Origin of the sequence: Massilia sp. H6 (genome assembly GCF_024802625.1) — a bacterium.
In the GTDB taxonomy this organism is placed as follows: Bacteria; Pseudomonadota; Gammaproteobacteria; order Burkholderiales; family Burkholderiaceae_D; genus Telluria.
This window is the reverse complement of sequence record NZ_CP103371.1, coordinates 4,139,517-4,155,416: the sequence shown is the minus strand read 5'-3', so window position 1 is coordinate 4,155,416 and position 15,900 is coordinate 4,139,517. Positions and strand designations below refer to the sequence as shown.

General features: G+C 65.7%; 10 protein-coding genes. 9 read left to right on the top strand and 1 reads right to left on the bottom strand.

Annotated features, from left to right (window positions below):
* The first annotated feature begins 6 nt into the window (after positions 1-6).
* The 9 genes from astA to NRS07_RS18590 all read left to right on the top strand — a co-directional run bounded on the left by astA (position 7) and on the right by NRS07_RS18590 (position 13,591).
* A complete protein-coding gene (gene astA / locus NRS07_RS18630; RefSeq protein ID WP_259209660.1) occupies positions 7-1,065 on the top strand; it encodes an arginine N-succinyltransferase in 1,059 nt (352 codons plus the stop codon).
* Entirely contained in the window at positions 1,058-2,539 is a 1,482-nt protein-coding gene (gene astD / locus NRS07_RS18625; protein WP_259209659.1) for a succinylglutamate-semialdehyde dehydrogenase, read from the top strand. Before astA ends, astD begins: the two co-directional genes overlap by 8 nt.
* 2 nt (positions 2,540-2,541) lie before the next feature.
* The gene (gene astB, locus NRS07_RS18620) at positions 2,542-3,885 is read left to right on the top strand and encodes an N-succinylarginine dihydrolase (protein WP_259209658.1); all 1,344 of its coding nucleotides are present in this window, start codon (positions 2,542-2,544) and stop codon (positions 3,883-3,885) included.
* Between the two features lie 184 nt (positions 3,886-4,069).
* Positions 4,070-8,782, top strand: coding sequence for an NAD-glutamate dehydrogenase (locus tag NRS07_RS18615; protein WP_259209657.1), 4,713 nt, complete (start codon positions 4,070-4,072; stop codon positions 8,780-8,782).
* A gap of 3 nt (positions 8,783-8,785) precedes the next feature.
* The gene (locus NRS07_RS18610) at positions 8,786-9,787 is read left to right on the top strand and encodes a succinylglutamate desuccinylase (RefSeq protein ID WP_259209656.1); all 1,002 of its coding nucleotides are present in this window, start codon (positions 8,786-8,788) and stop codon (positions 9,785-9,787) included.
* Positions 9,788-9,850: 63 nt separating this feature from the next.
* A complete protein-coding gene (locus tag NRS07_RS18605) occupies positions 9,851-10,966 on the top strand; it encodes an NADH:flavin oxidoreductase/NADH oxidase (protein ID WP_259209655.1) in 1,116 nt (371 codons plus the stop codon).
* 161 nt (positions 10,967-11,127) lie between these two features.
* A complete protein-coding gene (locus NRS07_RS18600) occupies positions 11,128-12,594 on the top strand; it encodes an APC family permease (protein ID WP_259209654.1) in 1,467 nt (488 codons plus the stop codon).
* Positions 12,595-12,617: 23 nt separating this feature from the next.
* Positions 12,618-13,256, top strand: coding sequence for a CatA-like O-acetyltransferase (locus NRS07_RS18595; protein WP_259209653.1), 639 nt, complete (start codon positions 12,618-12,620; stop codon positions 13,254-13,256).
* Positions 13,257-13,291: 35 nt separating this feature from the next.
* The gene (locus NRS07_RS18590) at positions 13,292-13,591 is read left to right on the top strand and encodes a hypothetical protein (RefSeq protein ID WP_259209652.1); all 300 of its coding nucleotides are present in this window, start codon (positions 13,292-13,294) and stop codon (positions 13,589-13,591) included.
* A 105-nt stretch (positions 13,592-13,696) separates the two neighbouring features.
* Here NRS07_RS18590 and NRS07_RS18585 read toward each other — a convergent pair whose 3' ends face one another.
* A complete protein-coding gene (locus NRS07_RS18585; RefSeq protein WP_259209651.1) occupies positions 13,697-15,856 on the bottom strand; it encodes a S46 family peptidase in 2,160 nt (719 codons plus the stop codon).
* Between the last annotated feature and the right edge of the window lie 44 nt (positions 15,857-15,900).

The window sequence follows — 15,900 nt, the reverse complement described above, 5'->3', positions numbered from 1 at the left end:
GACTCCATGCTCGTAATCCGTGCAATCCACACTTCCGACCTGGACGCCCTGATGGAAATGGCGCGCCAGGCCGGCAGCGGCATGACCACCCTCAAGCCGGACCTGAAGATGCTGGGCGACCGCATCGCCACCGCGGTAGCGTCGTTCAACGAAACCATCCCGCCCGAAGAGCGCGACTACATGTTCGTGCTCGAGCGCGCCGCGCAAGACGGCCAGCCAGCCGGCATTGCCGGCGTGTGCGCGATCAAGAGCGCGGTCGGCCTGACCGAACCGTTCTACAACTACCGCATCGGCACCCTGGTGCACTGCAGCCGCGAGCTCAACGTGTTCACGCGGATGGAAACCCTGTACCTGTCGAACGACCTGACCGGCTCGACCGAGCTGTGCTCGCTGTTCCTGCTGCCGCAGTACCGCACCGGCTTCAACGGCAAGTGGCTCTCGAAAAGCCGCTTCCTGTTCATCGCGCAGTTTAAGCACATGTTCACCGAAAGGATCATCGCCGAGATGCGCGGCTACCAGGACGAGCAGGGCGTGTCGCCGTTCTACGAAGGACTGGGCCGGCATTTCTTCAAGATGGACTTCAACCATGTCGACGGCCTGACCGCGATCGGCAAGAAGTCCTTCATCGCCGAACTGATGCCACGCCAGCCGCTGTACGTCGACTACCTGCCGGAATCGGCGCGCGAGGTGATCGGCCAGGTGCATACCTCGACCCTGCCGGCGCGCAAGCTGCTGGAAAACGAAGGCATGCATTACGAAGGCTATGTCGACATCTTCGACGCCGGTCCGGTGCTGCAGGGCCGCGCATCCGAATTGCGCGCAGTGCGCGACAGCGTGCTGGCACGCGCCGAAGAAGGCCCCAGCGCGGGCCTGCCCGAAGGCGAGACTGAACACATGTTGGTGGCCAATACCGAGCTGGCCGATTTCCGCATGATTCTCACCCGCGCCATCCCCGGCGCCAACCGCGTCGCATTAAGCGCCCAGGAGCTGTCGCAGCTGCACGTGCAGCCCGGCGACGAAGTGCGTACGCTGACCCTCAACGCAAGGAAGAACGCGCATGGCTAATCTGTCGAACTACATAAACGGCGAGTGGCTCGCCGGCAGCGGTGACGAACTCAGTACCATCGACCCGTCCTCCGGGCGCCAGACCTGGACCAGCCAGCAGTCAACCGCGCAGGACGTGGCGCGCGCCGTCGCCGCCGCACGTGAGCAGTTCGAATCCTGGGCCATGCGCCCGCTCGAAGAGCGCGTCGCCATCGCCATGCGCTTTCGCGACCTGCTCAAGGAGCACGCCGAAGCGCTGGCCGGCATCATTGCCGAAGAAGTGGGCAAGCCGCTGTGGGAAGCGCGCACCGAAGTGGCGACCATGGCCAACAAGATCGACATCTCGGTGCAGGCCTACGGCGCGCGCACCGGCGAGGCGCTGGCCCGGGTCGCCGACGGCAATGCCGTGCTGCGCCACCGTCCGCACGGCGTGTTCGCCGTCTACGGCCCGTATAACTTCCCGGGCCACCTGCCGAACGGCCACATCGTACCGGCCCTGATCGCCGGCAACACCGTGGTGTTCAAGCCGAGCGAATACGCACCGCGTACCGCGCTGAAAACCGTGCAGCTGTGGGAGCAGGCCGGCCTGCCCAAGGGCGTCCTGAACCTGGTCAACGGCGGGCGCGACACCGGCATCGCACTGGGCCAGGCCAGCGGCATCGACGGCGTCTTGTTTACCGGCAGCAGCCAGACCGGCGCGGCCCTGCACAAGCAGTTCGGCGGCCAGCCGGGCAAGATGCTGGCCCTGGAAATGGGCGGCAACAACCCGCTGGTCGTATGGGACATCAAGCAAGACCCGGCCGAACTCGACGCCGCCGTGCACCATGCCGTGATGTCGGCCTTTGTTTCGGCCGGCCAGCGCTGCACCTGCGCGCGCCGCCTGATCATCCAGGACACGCCTGCGGGACAGGCCTTCCTGGAGCGTCTGGTGGCGGTCGCCGCGACCTTGCAGGTGGGCGCCCCGAACGCCGAGCCGCAGCCCTTCATGGGCCCGGTGGTATCGAGCGCCGTCGCCGCGCGCCTGCTGCAGGCGCAGGCCGACATGGCCGCCAAGGGCGGCAAGGTGCTGCTGCAGATGACCCAGCCCGATGCCAACGCCGGGTTTGTCACCGCCGGCATCGTCGACACTACCGACGCCCAGGGCATTCCCGACGAAGAATGGTTCGGCCCCTTGCTGCAGGTGATCCGCGTGAACGATTTCGACGCCGCCCTGCAAGTTGCCAACGCCACCGAATTTGGCCTGGCCGCCGCCCTGCTGTCGCCGTCGGAAGAACTCTGGAAGCGCTTCGCGCTGCACGCCCGTGCTGGCATCGTCAACTGGAACCGCCCGACCACCGGCGCGGCCAGTTCAGCGCCCTTTGGCGGCGTCGGCAAGTCGGGCAACCACCGCCCGAGCGCCTATTACGCGGCCGATTACTGCGCCTACCCGGTCGCCTCGATCGAGACGGCCGAACTCGAGATGCCGGCCAAGCTGGCGCCTGGACTGGTGTTCTGATCATGCGTACAGCCCGCGAATACAATTTCGATGGCCTGGTTGGGCCATCCCATAACTATGCCGGCCTGTCGTTCGGCAACGTCGCTTCGTTCAGCAATGTGCGCAGCAGCTCGAACCCGCGCCAGGCGGCCCTGCAGGGCCTGGCCAAGATGCGTGCGCTGGCCGCGCGTGGGTTTGCCCAGGCGGTGATGCCGCCGCAGGCGCGCCCGAATTTCCGCCTGCTGCGCCGGCTCGGTTTTTCGGGCAGTGACGCCGACGTGCTGGCGCAAGCCTGGCGCGAAGCCCCGGTCATCCTGGCCTGCGCGTACTCGGCAGCGCCGATGTGGACCGCCAACGCCGCCACCGTCAGCCCATCGAGTGACACCCGCGACGGCCGCGCGCACTTCACGGCGGCGAACTTGAACAACAAGCTGCACCGCTCCGAAGAGCATGTGCAGGCCACGCGCTCACTGCGCGCGATCTTCGGCGACAGCAACCATTTCGTGGTGCACGACGCGCTGCCGCCGGTGCCGGCCTTTGGCGACGAAGGGGCGGCCAACCACACCCGCTTCGCCAGTTCGCACGGCGCCCAGGGGGTGGAGTTCTTCGTGTACGGCCGGGTCGAGTTCGACCCGTCGGCCCCGGCGCCGAAAAAATACCCGGCGCGCCAGACCCTGGAAGCCTCGCAGGCGGTGGCCCGCCTGCATGGCCTGGACCCGGCGCGCACCGTGTTCGCATCGCAGAATCCGGACGTGATCGACCAGGGAGTGTTCCATAACGACGTGATCGCGGTCGGCAACGGCAACGTGCTGTTCTACCACGACCAGGCATTCCTCGACGAAGCCGGCACCCTGGATGCGCTGCACCGCGCGCTTGCAGGAGTCGACAGCGAGCTGGTGCCGGTACGCGTGGCGAGCAGCCAGGTGCCGGTGGCCGACGCCGTGGCCAGCTACCTGTTCAACAGCCAGCTGCTCACCCGGCCGGATGGCCGCATGGCGCTGGTGGTGCCGCACGAGTGCCGCGAGAACGAAGCGGTGGCACGCTACCTGGACACGCTGGTGGCGGGCGAGAGCCCAATCGACGAACTGCTCGAGTTCGACCTGCGCCAGAGCATGCGCAACGGCGGCGGGCCGGCCTGCCTGCGCCTGCGCGTGGCGCTCACCGACGACGAGGCGCGCGCCATGCACCAGGGCGTGATCATGACCGAGGCCCTCTACGCACGCCTGGTGACCTGGGTCGAACACCATTATCGCGACCGGGTCGAACCGAAGGACCTGGCCGACCCGCAACTGGCGCTCGAATGCGCGGCCGCGCTCGAGGAGCTCGAACGCATCCTTGGCCTGTCGGGCCTGTACGACCTGTCATAGCAATGCAAGCGAGCGACCGGGTGACCCGGTCGGCGCGGCATGTTCTAATAACGGATTAGCGCGAGCAGACAAGCACCTGCGGCGCGCACTGAATTCAGACGGGACAACCCCGTCCATATAAAGCCAGGGCGGCGCGAAGCCACAAGCTCCATGCGCGCCGGGCACTCAAACTTTGGAGAAGCACATGAAAGACATGCCTCAAGACCTGCGCAACCAGACGCTCGCGCTGGTCAATGCACATCACGCCGCTGGCGACGCCAGTCAGGTTGGCGCGCTGATCAGCGCGTGGCTGGGCTCGCTCGACGACGAAGACCTGGCCGGCACCTCGCCCGACAGCCTGGCGCCGGTCCTGTGGCAAGGTTTTTCGCAGCTGGCCCAGCGCACCGGCCCTGGCTGCCAGATCGCCCAGATGCAGTATTCCGACGAGCGTGGCGGCATGGCGACCGCGCTGCTGATCCTGAACGATGACATGCCTTACCTGGTCGACTCCTTCGTCATCGCCCTGCGCAAGGAGCGCCAGGTCGCTACCGGGGTGATGAATGCCGTGCTGTCCGTGCGCCGCGACGCCAGCGGCGCCGCGACCGCCGTCGGCGAAACCGGCGCCCCGCTCGAATCGATCGTGCTGGTGCTGCTCAACGACGAACTCGAATTCGCCGAGCTCGACTCGCTGACCGCGCGCCTGCGCATGGTGGCCAACGACGCCGCCGTGGTGCACCGCGACGCCGTCAAGATGGCCGACCGCCTGACCGCCGTTGCCGCCGCCGCCGCCCAGTCGGGCACCGCCGAAGGCCAGGAAGTCGCCGCCTTCCTCGAATGGGCCAAGAACGAAGGCTTCGAGCCGTTCGGCTACGCCTACTACATGGTCAAGGACGGCGTGCGCGAACTCGAGCGCGACATCCCGAGCCGCATCGGCGTGCTTGCCGACACCACGCATCCGGTCTACGGCACCTGCCTGGCCAATATCCCAGGCGATTTCGAAACCCTGTCGCGCCGTGCCGACACCCTGTCGATCGTCAAGGCCGACGTCGAGGGCACCCTGCACCGCGACCAGCCGCTGGACTTCATCGGCGTGCGCGATACCGATGCCCAGGGGCGCATCTTGGGCGAGCACTGCTTCGTCGGCCTGCTCACCCGCGCCGCCACCTCGACCCCGCTGGCGCGCCTGCCGTTCGCACGCGGCCGCGTCGCCAAGGTGCTGTCGATCGCCGGCGTGCGCCAGGAAGGCTTCCGCGCCGAGAAATTTGTCGAGATCCTCGAATCGCTGCCGCGCACCGAAGCGCTCGAAGCCGATCCGGAATGGCTGGCCCAGGTATGCAGCTCGGTGGTCTCGCTGTACAAGCATCCGCGCCCGAAAGTCTTCGCGCGCCGCGACGTCTATGGCCGCCACCTGAACGTACTGGTCTACCTGCCGCGCGAGCGCTACAGCGCCGCGGTCGCCGCCGGCCTGGCCGCGGCCCTGAAGGACAGCTCGGAAGCGAGCGACGTGCGCGTGCAGACCCTGGTGGCCGATGGCCCGCTGGCCCGCGTCTACCTGATCGCCCATGCCGCGCGCAACCCGCTCGACCTGGAAACCGACATCCAGCAGCCGCTGCTGTCGGTGCTGGATGGCTGGCACGACCGCTTCGCCATGCTCACCAACGGCGTGGATGAACACGCCCAGCGCAGCTGCCTGCGCAAGCTTGGCGCCAACCTGCCGGTGAGTTTTGTCACCGCCAGCGCGCCGGAAACCGCGTTCCGCGACCTTCAGGCCCTGCTCAAGATCGGCCAGCACGACCACGTGGCGGTGCGGGTCGAGCCTGGCAATGGCGCCGGCAATGCCGCCACCGGCGCCTCGATCCGCCTGTACTCGGGCGAAGTGGTGCCATCGCTGTCGCGCATCCTGCCGGCACTGCAAAACGCCGGCATCGCGGTCGACCGCGAGCAAACCTGGTCGATCAAGACCGCCGATGGAGCGCGCCACCACGTGACCGCGCTGGCGGTGGACGACGAAAGCGGCGCCAAGCTGGTCAAGCCGGGCATTATCCCGGTGGCCGAAGAACTGTTTACCGCACTGTTCAACGGCGACGCCGAAGACGGCCGCATGAACGGCCTGACCATCGAAGGCGGCCTGTCGATGCGCGAAGTGCAGCTGGTACGCGCCTATATCAGCTACTGGCGCCAGCTCGGCTCCAAGTTCTCGGTGCGCTACATGGCCGAGACCCTGCGCACCCAGCCATCGCTGGTGAAGGAGTTCGTCACCGCTTTCCTGCTGCGCTTTGACCCGAAACTGTCCGCTGCCGAACATGCCGGCGGCGCCGCCAAGCTCGCTACGCTCAAGGCCGGCCTGGCGAACGTGAACCACGCCGATACCGAAGAAATCATGGGCGCGCTGGTGGACCTGGTATTGGCCACGGTACGTACCAACTATTTCCAGAACGACGGCGAAAAGATCATCTTCAAGGTCGACACCAGCAACCTGGCGCTGGCGCCGGAACCGCGTCCTTTCCGCGAGATCTACGTGTTCTCGCGCCGCTTCGAGGGCGTGCACCTGCGCGGTGGCCCGGTTGCCCGCGGCGGCCTGCGCTGGTCGGACCGCATGGAAGACTACCGCACCGAAGTGCTGGGCCTGGTGAAGGCGCAGATGGTAAAGAACGCCGTCATCGTGCCGGCCGGCTCGAAAGGCGGCTTCGTGTGCAAGCAGATGCCCACTGGTGCCCCGCGCGAAATCATCGCAGCCGAGGGCGAAGCCTGCTACCGCGAATTCATCGCCAGCTTGCTGGAAGTGACCGACAACCGGGTGCGCGGCAGCATCGTCCCGCCTGACAATACGGTGCGCCACGACCAGGACGATCCTTACCTGGTGGTGGCTGCCGACAAGGGCACCGCGACCTTCTCCGACATCGCCAACAGCATAGCCGTGCAGCGCGGCTTCTGGCTGGGCGACGCCTTTGCCTCGGGCGGCTCGAACGGCTACGACCACAAGAAAATGGGCATCACCGCCAAGGGCGCTTTCGAAGCCGTCAAGCGCCACTTCTATGAGCTGGGCCACGACATGAAGACCACCCCGGTCACCATGGTCGGCGTGGGCGACATGTCGGGCGACGTGTTCGGCAACGGCGTGCTGCTGTCGCGCCAGCTCAAGGTGCTGGCGGCGTTCGACCATCGCCATATCTTCCTGGACCCGACCCCCGATGTCGCGGTGTCGTTCCAGGAACGCGAGCGCATGTTCGCGCTGCCGCGTTCGACCTGGGAAGACTACGACAAGAGCCTGATTTCGCAGGGCGGCGGCGTCTATCCGCGCTCGGCACGTTCGATCGAGCTGACCCCCGAAGTGCGCGCCGCGCTCGATATCAAGGAAACCTCGCTGTCGCCAGAAGACCTGATGCACCGCATCTTGCTGGCGCCGGTCGACCTGTTCTACAACGGCGGTATCGGTACCTATATCAAGGCCTCGACCGAGACCCACGCGCAGGTGAAGGACCGGGCCAACGATCGCATCCGCGTCAATGGTAGCGAACTGCGCTGCAAGGTGGTGTCCGAAGGCGGCAACCTGGGCGCGACCCAGGCCGGCCGTATCGAGTTCGCCCTGGCGGGCGGTCGCATCTTCACCGATGCGATCGACAACTCGGCAGGCGTGGACTGCTCGGACCACGAAGTGAACATCAAGATCTGGCTCGACACCGAAGTGAGCGCCGGCCAGCTGATCGACGCCGACCGTAACCGCATCCTGAACGAGATGACCGGCGACGTCGAGAAACTGGTCTTGCGCGACAACACCCAGCAGACCCATTTGCTGACCCGCGAAGCGCAGGCGCAGGCCACCGCGTCGACCGTGGATGGCTACGCCGCCCTGATTACCAACCTGGAATCGGACGGTTCGGTCTCGCGCGAGCTGGAACAGCTGCCAAGCGACGCCGAGCTGCAGCGCCGCAAGGCTCTGGGCCTGGGCCTGAGCGCACCAGAACTGGCGGTGGTGGTTGCCAACGTCAAGAACCGCTTCAAGCGTACCCTGTCGGCACTCGACCTGACCGGCGAATCGTGGGCCGATTCGCTGCTGCGGCCATACTTCCCGGCGCAGCTGGTGGCGACCCGCGACCCGCTCGAGCACCCGCTGGCCAATGCCATCCTGGCGACCGTGCTGGCCAACGAAGCGGTTAATCGCTGCGGTCCGCTGATGCTGCGCGACCTGGCTGCCGAGCACCGCGTCGACGAAACCGTCGTGGTCAAGGCCTGGGCCAGGGCCTGGGCGGCGCTGCACCTGGCGCCGGTGTTCGACGCGCTCGACGCCGATGCCTTGAGCGTGCCGCGCGACGTATCGATGGTGGTCGACGCCCGTACCCGCGCACTGCTGCGCGCCTTGATCGAAGGCGTGCTGTCGCTGCCGGAAGGCACCGACGGAATGGCCGAACTGTCGTCGCTGTTCGGCCAGGCCGACCAGCTGCGCAGCTTGAGCCCGGCCCGTTCGGAAGCCGACGGCCACAGCGGCCTGCCGGCCTCGTTCACCGCGGCCTGGAAGGCAGTCGAGACCATCGAGTCGCTGGCCACCTTCCTGTTCGCGGCGGTCTCGGTCCAGCGCCCAAGCGGCATGAGCCTGGCCCAGTTCCTGCAGGTCGGCATGGCGCTGCGCCAGCAGGCCGGTATCGACACGCTCGAACGCGGCCTGAAGCTGCCGGCGCAGGGCAAGGCGCAGGAACAGCTGCGCAATTACGCGATGCAGGCACTGCGCCGCACCCAGCAGCGCCTGCTGCTGCAGGTGATCGAGCGGGCTGGCGCGGGCGGCGATCCGCTGGCGGCGGTCGACGAAGTCACCAAGGCGCGCGGCCTGTCGGGCTTCGCGCAGCCGGTGGAACTCGAACAGGCCATGCTGGACGTCTGGGCGCTGTCGGAAGGTTCCAGCCCGGACCGCCTGGCTGCCTGAACGATGAGCGCAGACCATACTACTGCGCTGCCGGAAGCGGTGCGGCTCCTGGCCGGAGGTGACTTCGGCGCGGTGGCGCAGCGCTTCGCGCAGGCTGGTTTCACGGTCGGCCGGCCGGCGTCCGGCATCCTCACGGTCAAGGGGGGGGCGCCTGACGCGGCCCGGCCGGCTGTGCTGGTGTCGGTGGGCGTGCATGGCGACGAGACCGGGCCGATCGAAATGCTGGCCTGGATCGTCGAAGCCCTGTCGCACACCCCGCATGCGCTGGCGGTCGACCTGATGCTCTGCGTCGGCAACATCGACGCGATTGCGGCGGGCAAGCGTTTCATCGATGCCGACCTGAACCGCATGTTCCGCACCGAACGCGGTAGCCTGGCCGGCAGCTTCGAAGCCACGCGTGCCGATACGATCATGGCCGTGACGCAGGATTTCTTTGCAGGAGCGGGGCCGGCGCGCTGGCACCTGGACCTGCACACGGCGATCCGCCCCTCGCACTATCCGATGTTCGCGATCGTGCCGGAGCTGATCGCGGACCAGGCGCGCCATGCCTTGATCGACTGGCTGGGACAGGCGGCGATCGGCGCGATCATCATGAACCCGAAGTCGGTCGGCACCTACAGCTATTACTCGAGCGAGCACCATGGCGCGGCGGGTACCACCGTGGAGCTGGGACGGGTCGGCACGCTGGGGCAGAACGATTTGTCGCAGTTCGCCGCTGCGTCGGCAGCGCTGGACCGGCTGCTGCGCGGGCAGGCTGCGCGAGTGGCCAGCACGGCGCCGCACGTGTTCGCCACGGCGCGGCAGGTGATCAAGTTGTCCAGTGACTTCAGCATGTCGGTCGGACGCGAGACCTGGAACTTCACGCCGATGAAAAAGGGCGATGTCATCGCGACCGACGGCGACACGGTCTACACCGTGGAGCACGACGAAGAACTGGTGGTGTTTCCGAACCCGGATGTGCGGATTGGCTTGCGCGCGGCCCTGATGGTCACGCGGATCGGCTGATCTTGCAGCATCTACCGTTCGCTCTGCACTAGACTACAGCCTTTGCCTACCGCGGAAGGCTCCATGAGCATGCTTTTCTCCCCAGTCAGCCTGGGCTCCCTGCATTTGTCGAACCGCGTCGTCATCGCGCCGATGTGTCAATACTCGGCAGTCGATGGCTTGCCGACGGCATGGCACACGATCCACCTTGGCGGCCTGGCACTGTCGGGCGCGGGCCTGCTGATCATTGAGGCTACCGCCGTCACGGCCGAAGGCCGCATTTCTCCCGACGACCTTGGCCTGTGGTCCGACGCCCACGCCGAAGCGCTGGCGCCGGTCGTGCGCGCCATGCGTACCCATTCGCCCATCAAGATCGCGATCCAGCTGGCCCATGCGGGCCGCAAGGCGTCAACCGAAGTGCCATGGGACGGCGGCGCGCAGATTGCGCCGGACCAGCCGCGCGGCTGGCAGACCGTGGCGCCATCGAGCCTGCCGCACGCCGAGGTCGACACGGCGCCGCTGGCGCTCGATGACGCAGGGCTGGCGCGTATCCGCGACGGCTTCGTGGCGGCGGCGCAGCGCGCCCATGCGCTTGGCCTGGACGCCATTGAGCTGCACGGCGCCCACGGCTACCTGCTGCACCAGTTCCTGTCGCCGCTGTCGAACCGGCGCGGGGATGCCTATGGCGGCTCGCTGGAAAACCGCATGCGCTTCCCGCTCGAGGTCTTCGATGCGGTGCGAGGCGCCGTGCCAGAGACGATGGCGGTGGGGATGCGGATTTCTGCCACCGACTGGGTCGACGGTGGCTGGGAAATCGAGCAAAGCGTGCGCCTGGGCCAGGAGCTGCAAGCGCGCGGCTGCAGCTTCATGCACGTCTCGAGCGGCGGCCTGTCGCCGCGCCAGCAGATTTCGCCGGAGCCGGGCTACCAGATCGACTTTGCCCAGCGCATCAAGCGCGAGACCGGATTGCCGACCATTGGGGTGGGCTTGATCACCGAGGCGCAGCAGGCCGAAAACATTCTCCAGCAGGGACAGGCCGATCTGATCGGGCTGGCGCGGGCGATGCTGTACGACCCGCGCTGGGCCTGGCACGCGGCGGCGCAACTGGGCGAGCAGGTGTTTGCGCCGCCCCAGTACTGGCGCGCGCCGCCGCGCGCGCACCAGGAGTTGTTCGAAACGGCGCGGCCGGGTCAGCGCTGATGGCGCCGATGTGCGGAACGCTTGCGCGCGTCTGTACACAACAAAATGTGTAGTCGCACACAACAAACCCCTATAATCGCTGGTTTTGATTGGCGAACTTTCAAGTTCGCCGACGCTACCGAACCTACAGGCCACATTGGCCGCGCACCAAAGGACATGCCGTGAATCTGACCCTGGGCCAAAAGCTGATCCGCACCAAACCGGCTGGACGTCATCACGACGAAGCGGATGGGGGCGGCGGTGGCCTGCAGCGGTCGCTGGGCCTGTTCCCGCTGACGATGATCGGTGTCGGCGCCACCATCGGCACCGGGATCTTCTTCACCATGGTCGAAGCCGTGCCCAAGGCCGGTCCGGCGGTGATCCTGTCGTTCTTGCTGGCCGCCGTGACCGCCGGCCTGACCGCGCTGTGCTATGCCGAGCTGGCCGGCCGCGTGCCCGCTGCCGGTTCGTCTTATTCGTTCGCGTATGCGACCGTCGGCGAGTTCGCCGCCTTCATCGTGGCGGCCTGCCTGCTGCTCGAATATGGCCTGGCCGGCAGTGCGGTGGCGATCGGCTGGTCCGATTACCTGAATAACTTTTTGGTCAATGCTTTCGGGTGGGAGATTCCGGCCCATCTGCGCTCGCCGATGTTCGTGTCGGACCACCGGAATGTTCATTTCATGCCGGGCAATTTCAACCTGCCGCCGGTGCTGCTGGTGATTATGTGCGGCCTGTTGCTGGTGCGCGGCACCAAGGAATCGGCGACCACCAATGCCGTCATGGTGCTGATCAAGCTGGCCATCCTGATGTTCTTCTGCGTGATCGCCTTCACCGGCTTCGACGCCGACAACTTCACGCCTTTCTTCAACCCGGACGCCGACAGCGGCTACGTTGGCATGGCTGGCGTGACCGCGGCCGCCGGCACCGTGTTTTTCTCGTTTATCGGCCTGGACACCATCGCCACCGCCGGTGAAGAAGTCAACAACCCGCGCCGCAACGTGCCGATCGGTATTTTGGCGGCACTGCTGATCGTGACCGTGTTCTACCTGCTGGTGGCCCTGGCCGCGATGGGCGCGCAGCCATCGCACCAGTTCGCGGGCCAGGAAGCCGGCTTGTCGGTGATCCTGCAGAACGTCACCGGCCAGGCCTGGCCGGCGCTGGTGCTGTCGGCCGGCGCCGTGGTGTCGGTGTTCTCGGTAACGCTGGTGACGATCTATGGCCAGACCCGCATCCTGTATGCGATCAGCCGCGACGGCCTGATCCCGAAGATCTTCCAGAAGGTGAACAAGCGTACCCTGGCCCCGACCGCCAATACCGTGATCGTGTGCGCCGCAGTGGCCCTGGTGGCCGGCCTGGTCGATGCAACCTTCTTGTGGGACATGGTGAGCATGGGCACCCTGACCGCCTTCATCGTGGTATCGGTGGCGGTGCCGGTGATCCGCGCCAAGCAGGGCCCGGGCGAGCCGGGCAGCTTCCGGGTGCCGTTCGGTCCTTACCTGGTTCCCGGCCTGTCGATCCTCGCCTGCCTGTACATCATGAAAGACTTGTCGGCGACGACCTTCCGCATGTTCTTTATCTGGATGGCGGTGGCCGTGGCGACCTATTTCCTGTACAGCATGCGTCACAGCCGCCTGAACAAGGCGCAATAAGGCTGGCGACAGTGGACGCGGGCTTGGCATCGTTCGAGCGGCGGCGCGACCGCTTCGCGCTGTTCAACAGCATGGACAGCGCCGCCGTCAACCTGTGCTTTCCGCTCGAACTGCCGGACTTTCGGCCCTGGTGCCGGCAGCAAGGGCTGGCGCCTTTCCATGTGTTGCTGTGCGCGGTGCTGCGTTCGGTGCTCGGAATCGACAACTTCCGCTACCGCCTGGTCGATGGCGAAGTGATCCGCATCGACCGCCTGCGGCCCTCGTTCACGGTGGTCAACCAGCACAACGACCTGAACTTCGCCCAGTTCGACTGGACCGACGACCTGCGCGAATTCGTCGCGCGCAGCATCGCGGCGCGCGAGCAGGCGGCCGCCATGACCGAACTGAACGCCGGGTACCGCAACATGTCGCCGCGCGAAGCGAAGGAGCAGGTGTTCGTCACCTGCATTCCCTGGCTCGCCTTCACCTCGATCCAGCACCCGAGCGCCTCGCTGGCGCACCCGGACATTCCGTCGTTTGCATGGGGGAAGTTCCGTCAGGCCGGGGACGGCCGCCTGGAGCTGCCGTTCTCGGTGCAGGCGCACCATGGCTTCGTCGATGGCTTTCATATTCACCAGCTGGCGCAGGGAGTTGCGGCGGAGATCGCCGGCTTCATGGGGTAACCCAGCTTGTTAGCACATAACAAGGAATAGTGACGATGACATCCAATTCGCAGGCATCAAGCGGCAGAGCAGGTTCCTACTGGTATTTCGTCCTGATTGCCCTGGCCCTCGTGGTGTTGCCACTGGTGCTAGATCAACGCATTCTGGTGTCCCCCATATTGCTGTTCGGCGCGGCGTGTGTGTCCACCGTGGCAAACCACGTGATCCGCGGAACTAGCGCAAAGGATGCGGACGGAATGTACTCGCGCGTGTTTTACCTGCGACTGGGCGTCTCCATCGCAGCGGTCTTCCTGCTGCTCGCGATCGACTACATTGCCCGCGCCTTTGCGGCCTGAAGTCATTCTCTCGTTCGCGAGGCAGGCGTCATAGAAAAAAGCCACGCGACCTTACGGCGACGTGGCTTTTTGCAATAGGGCGCCCGCAGGCGCCACACACCAAGTTTATTGCACGTTCATTTCCTTGAGCAGGTTGTCGGCCTTGTCCACATGCTTCATGTTCCACAGCATGTAGCGGCTGTCGACCTGGATCGAGCGGGTGTTGGCGTTGTTGAAGTCCCAGTCCGAGATGATCGAATCGAGGGTGCCGTCGAAGGCCAGGCCAATCAGCTCACCCTTGGCGTTAAGCGCGGCCGAACCCGAGTTGCCGCCGGTGATGTCGAGCGTTGCCAGGTAATTGACCGGCACGGTCTTGAGCTTAGGATCGACATAGCTGCCGAAATCCTTGGCCTTGATCGCCGCCAGTTGTGGCGCTGGTGCGTTGAACTCGCCTTCGCCGGTGTGCTTCGCCGTGATGCCCTTGGTGGTGGTAAAGGCGCTCCAGGAGCCGGTACCATCCGCGCCATGGCTGCGGCCGGCGATTTTGCCGAAGGTGACGCGCAGGGTGCCGTTGGCATCCGGATAGACGGCCTGGCCCTTGCTGTTCATGTAGGCGATCTTGGCCTTCATGTAGTTGCCATAGGCTTGCTGGATCTTGCCGGCCAACTCTTGCTCTTTGGCTTCATCTTTCATGTCGGCGTCGTACATCGCGACGGCGGCCTTGATGAAGCTGTCATTCGAGGCCTGGAACTCGGCAGGCGACTTGGTCAGCCACGCGCTGCGCTCTTCCTTGTTGGCCAGCTTCGAGCCGGCGTAGATGCGGTCCAGCGCTGCCTTCAGTTCGGCCTCGGTCATGCCGGCGCGGATTCCCAGGGCGGCGTCGAACGCGGCGTCGTGCTCGGCGGCAGGCTGTGCGTTGTACTTCTTGAGGAAGTTCAGCACCAGCGCCTTGTCGACCTTTTCGTCGTAGGTACGGTCCTGGCCTGCGATGACCGAATTCCAGCGTGGCATATCACGTTCCTGGAAGCCCGCCTTGCGCTCGGCGTCGGGCTTGGTGCGCTCGTTGGCCAGGCGGTACAGCGAACGCGCCGACGACAGGAACTTCGGCTGCGCATAGCTCAGGAAGAAGTTTTTCTTCGCAGCGGCGTCTCGCTCGGCGATCAATTGCTCGACCTGCTCGATGTCAGCGGCGAACTGGGCCTTACGGGCGGCATCGGCGTTGACCCAGCTCTTCAGTGCGGCGTGCTCGGCGGTCTTGCGCTGCAGGAAATCGCTACCTTCGTACGAGGTCAGCATGCCCTTGCGGTTCTTGTAGTAGTTGTTGACGCCGGCGATCTGGCCTGCGTACTTGAGCTTGGCAGCCGGATCGTTCTTGGTCTCGCGCTCGATGATGGCCAGGGTTTCGCCCGATGCCTGCACGAAGGCCGGGTAGTTCCAGTCGAAGGTCGACGACACTTCTGATGGCAGGCGGTGGCGGTTGGTGCGGCCGGGATAGCCCAGCACCATGATGAAATCGCCTTCCTTCGGGCCTTCTTTGGCGATCTTCAGCACATGCTTTGGCTGGTAGGGCACGTTGTCCTTCGAGAACTCGGCGGCCTTGCCGTCCTTGCTCACGTAGGCGCGGTAGAAGCCGTAGTCGCCGGTATGGCGCGGCCACATCCAGTTGTCGGTGTCGCCACCGAACTTGCCGACGCCGGCCGGTGGCGCGTGCACCAGGCGCACGTCGCGGATCTCGAGCTGCTTCAGGCGGTAGAACTCCAGGCCGCCGTAATAGCTGGCCACGGTGCAGCGGTAGCCGGCATCTTTTTCGCATTCGGCCACCAGTTTCTTCTGGTTCTTCTCGATGGCGTCGATACGTGCCTTGCCGCTGAGCTTGGCTACTTCAGGCGTGATGACCTGGGTCGTGACATTGGCGACGTCTTCGGTAACGTAGACGCGGCTGCCCGGAGCGGCCGGCAGTTCTTCAGCCATGGTCTTGGCCAGGAAACCGTTTGCGAGCAAGTCGCGTTCCGGGGTCGAATTGACCGCGATGCTGTTGTAAACACAGTGGTGGTTGGTGACCACCAGACCCTGCGGCGACACGAACGATGCCGAGCAGCCGCCCAGGCTCACGATCGCGCCCATTGGGAATTCGGTCAGCTTGGTCAGCGAGGACGGATCGAGCTTGAGGCCGGCGGCCTTCAATTGCTTAGCTACTTGTGGCAGCTGCTGCGGCATCCACATGCCTTCGTCCGCTTGTGCGGCGAAGCTGGTCAGGATGGCCAGCGAGAGGAGAGTCTTTTTCATTCGCGTCGTCTGTTCAGTCTGTTAGGGAAGGGAACACTCTGGGA